At 63.4% G+C, this 2,625-nt stretch carries 5 protein-coding genes; 4 read left to right on the forward strand and 1 reads right to left on the reverse strand.

Annotation, left to right across the window (positions count from 1 at the left end; translation table 11 throughout):
• Positions 1-16: 16 nt before the first annotated feature.
• The 4 genes from pgsA (at position 17) to EOC06_RS35695 (ending at position 2,235) form a co-directional block, all read left to right on the forward strand.
• Entirely contained in the window at positions 17-613 is a 597-nt protein-coding gene (gene pgsA / locus EOC06_RS35680) for a CDP-diacylglycerol--glycerol-3-phosphate 3-phosphatidyltransferase (RefSeq protein WP_127331833.1), read from the forward strand.
• A gap of 1 nt (position 614) precedes the next feature.
• On the forward strand, positions 615-872 hold the full coding sequence (moaD, locus tag EOC06_RS35685; RefSeq protein WP_127267618.1) for a molybdopterin converting factor subunit 1: 258 nt from the start codon (positions 615-617) through the stop codon (positions 870-872).
• A gap of 1 nt (position 873) precedes the next feature.
• Positions 874-1,344 carry a molybdenum cofactor biosynthesis protein MoaE gene (locus EOC06_RS35690; RefSeq protein WP_128310010.1) on the forward strand — a complete coding sequence of 157 codons (471 nt, stop codon included), beginning with the start codon at positions 874-876 and terminating at the stop codon, positions 1,342-1,344.
• A gap of 126 nt (positions 1,345-1,470) precedes the next feature.
• Entirely contained in the window at positions 1,471-2,235 is a 765-nt protein-coding gene (locus EOC06_RS35695) for a YbaY family lipoprotein (RefSeq protein WP_128310011.1), read from the forward strand.
• Positions 2,236-2,299: 64 nt separating this feature from the next.
• On the opposite strand, the gene EOC06_RS35700 is transcribed toward EOC06_RS35695, so the two are convergent.
• The coding region (locus EOC06_RS35700; protein WP_128310012.1) for a nucleoside-diphosphate kinase at positions 2,300-2,625 on the reverse strand (326 nt) is incomplete at its 5' end.

Below are 2,625 nucleotides of genomic sequence, written 5' to 3' on the forward strand. Positions count from 1 at the left end.
AAAGAATTTCCCAGACATGGCCAAGCGCGCGTTCAACCTGCCCAATATGCTCACCTACGCCCGCATCGTCGCGGTGCCGCTGGTGGTGCTGTGCTTTTTTCTCGAAGGACATCTGAAGTCGAGCGACTTTGCCCGCTGGTCGGCGCTGATCATCTTCCTGCTCGCCTCGATCACCGATTATCTGGACGGCTATCTGGCACGCGCCTGGCAGCAGACCTCCAACATCGGCAAGATGCTCGACCCGATCGCCGACAAGCTGCTAGTCGCCACCTGCCTGCTGCTGCTGGCCGCCGACACCGATCGCCATGCGGGCATTGCCGGCTGGTCGTTGTGGGCGGCGATCATCATCCTGTGCCGCGAAATCCTCGTCTCGGGCCTGCGCGAATATCTGGCGGCTCTCAAGGTCTCGGTGCCGGTGACGCAGCTGGCAAAATGGAAGACCGCCATCCAGATGGTCGCCATAGCGTTCCTCTTGGCCGGACCGGCGGGCGACAAGGTCTTTCCGCTGACCACCCAGACCGGATTGGTGCTGCTGTGGATCGCGGCGCTGGTGACACTCTATACGGGCTACGACTATTTCCGCGCCGGCCTCAAGCACATCATGGACGAGTGAGATGACGACACGGCTCATCTATTTTGCCTGGGTGCGCGAACGCATCGGCATGGCTGAGGAGGATGTCGACCTGCCTGCGGGCATCGAGACGGTGACCGATCTCCTGCGCTGGCTGAAATCGCGCGGCGATGGCTACGAGCACGCTCTGCAATATCCCGACGTGATCCGCGTCGCCATCAACCAGGAACATGTCGAGCACCGCGAGAAGATCGCGGGCGCCCGCGAAATCGCGCTGTTCCCGCCGATGACCGGGGGCTGACATGAGCGGCGCGGTCTTGCCTGTCGTGCGCATTCAGCGCCAGGATTTTGACGTCGCCGCCGAGATCGCCAGACTGACGCAAGGCCGCGCCGATATCGGCGCCGTGGTGACCTTCTCCGGCCTTTGCCGCGACGAGCAGGGCGCGCTCTCAGCGCTCGAGCTCGAACACTACCCCGGCATGGCCGAAGCGGAAATCGCCCGCATCGCTGTTGAAGCGGTCGAGCGTTGGCCATTGCAGGGGCTCACCGCCATCCACCGCCACGGGAAGATCGCGCCCGGCGAGAACATCGTGCTGGTGGTGGCAGCCTCGGCGCATCGCCATGCGGCGTTCGAGGCGGCGAATTTTCTGATGGACTATCTCAAATCGCGCGCGCCTTTCTGGAAGAAGGAGCATCGGGCTGACGGCTCGGAGGGTGGCTGGGTCGAGGCCAAGGAAGCCGATGCAAGGGCAGCGCAACGCTGGAAACCGTAAGATCCGCCGCAGCCATGCATTGACCGCAATCCTTTGGCCAATTGGCGGGATTGGTAAGCCCGGGCATTGGCAGCCCGGGGCATTGGCAGCCCGGGGTATTGGCAGCCCGGGGTGAGGGAGATGGTCATGCTGGACAGGATCGCGGAGTTCTTGATCTTCGGTTTCGTGCCTCTGGTCGTCGGCATATTGGCCGTTCCGGAGCAGTCTGTTGCCGCCGAAAGGGCCGTGAGAGGCGAGGTGATCTATCGCGAGCGCATTGCCTTGCCGCCCAGTGCCGTGCTCTCCGTCCAGCTGGCGGACGTGTCGCTGGCCGACGCGCCGGCCACCATCATCGGTGAGCAGCAAGTAAAGCCGGCAGGCCAGGTGCCGATCAGCTTCGAGATCAAATTCGACCCTTCGGTCATCCGGTCGCAGATGACTTACGCGTTGCAAGCCCGCATCACCGTCGACGACAAGCTGCTGTTCATCTCCGATATGCGCCATCAGGTCGATCCGTTGGCCGACGTGCCGCAGACCATCATGCTGAAGATGGTCACCCCGAGTGCCGAGCCGACGGCTTCCGTCTTCGACCAGCTCTGGCTGGTCGACTATATCGACGGCATCGGCGCTATTGCTGCCCCGCAAGCGACGTTCAGGGTCAGCGGGGCCGGCAAGGCGGGCGGCAGCGGCCCCTGCAACACCTACTTCGCCACCGCCAAACTCGATGGGCAAACGATCGCGATCAGGGACATCGGCTCGACCTACAAGGCCTGTGCGCCCGAGGTGATGGCCGAGGAAAAGGCGCTGTTCGATGCGTTGGCCAAGGCGGCGTCATACCGTGTCGATGCCGGAAAGCTCATCATTGTCGACAAGGATGGCCGCGAGATCCTGCGCTTCAGCGCGGCGAGCTGACCCCGACGAAAAAGGCCGGCGAAACGCCGGCCTTTTCACGTAATCCAAGGTCTGGATTATCGGCTCAGCCGACGATCTCGGTGTCCGAGAACCAGTACTTGATCTCTTCTGCCGCGGTCTCCGGCGCGTCGGAGCCGTGCACCGAGTTTTCGCCGATCGACAGCGCGTGAACCTTGCGGATGGTGCCTTCGGCGGCGTTGGCCGGGTTGGTGGCGCCCATCACTTCGCGGTTCCTGGCAATGGCGTTCTCGCCTTCCAGCACCTGCACGACGGTCGGTGCCGACGACATGAATTCAACCAGTTCGCCGAAGAAGGGGCGGTCCTTGTGGACGGCATAGAAGCCTTCCGCTTCGCGGCGGCTCATCCAGACCCGGCGCGAGGCGATGACGC

Origin of the sequence: Mesorhizobium sp. M7A.F.Ca.MR.362.00.0.0, assembly GCF_004023175.1 — a bacterium.
Classification (GTDB): Bacteria; Pseudomonadota; Alphaproteobacteria; order Rhizobiales; family Rhizobiaceae; genus Mesorhizobium.

Coding starts and splice junctions, on each gene's coding strand:
- EOC06_RS35690 (WP_128310010.1), top strand. CDS start 874: ATGAGCGGCGCGGTCTTGCCTGTCGTGCGCATTCAGCGCCAGGATTTT.
- EOC06_RS35695 (WP_128310011.1), top strand. CDS start 1,471: ATGCTGGACAGGATCGCGGAGTTCTTGATCTTCGGTTTCGTGCCTCTG.
- pgsA (WP_127331833.1), top strand. CDS start 17: ATGGCCAAGCGCGCGTTCAACCTGCCCAATATGCTCACCTACGCCCGC.
- moaD (WP_127267618.1), top strand. CDS start 615: ATGACGACACGGCTCATCTATTTTGCCTGGGTGCGCGAACGCATCGGC.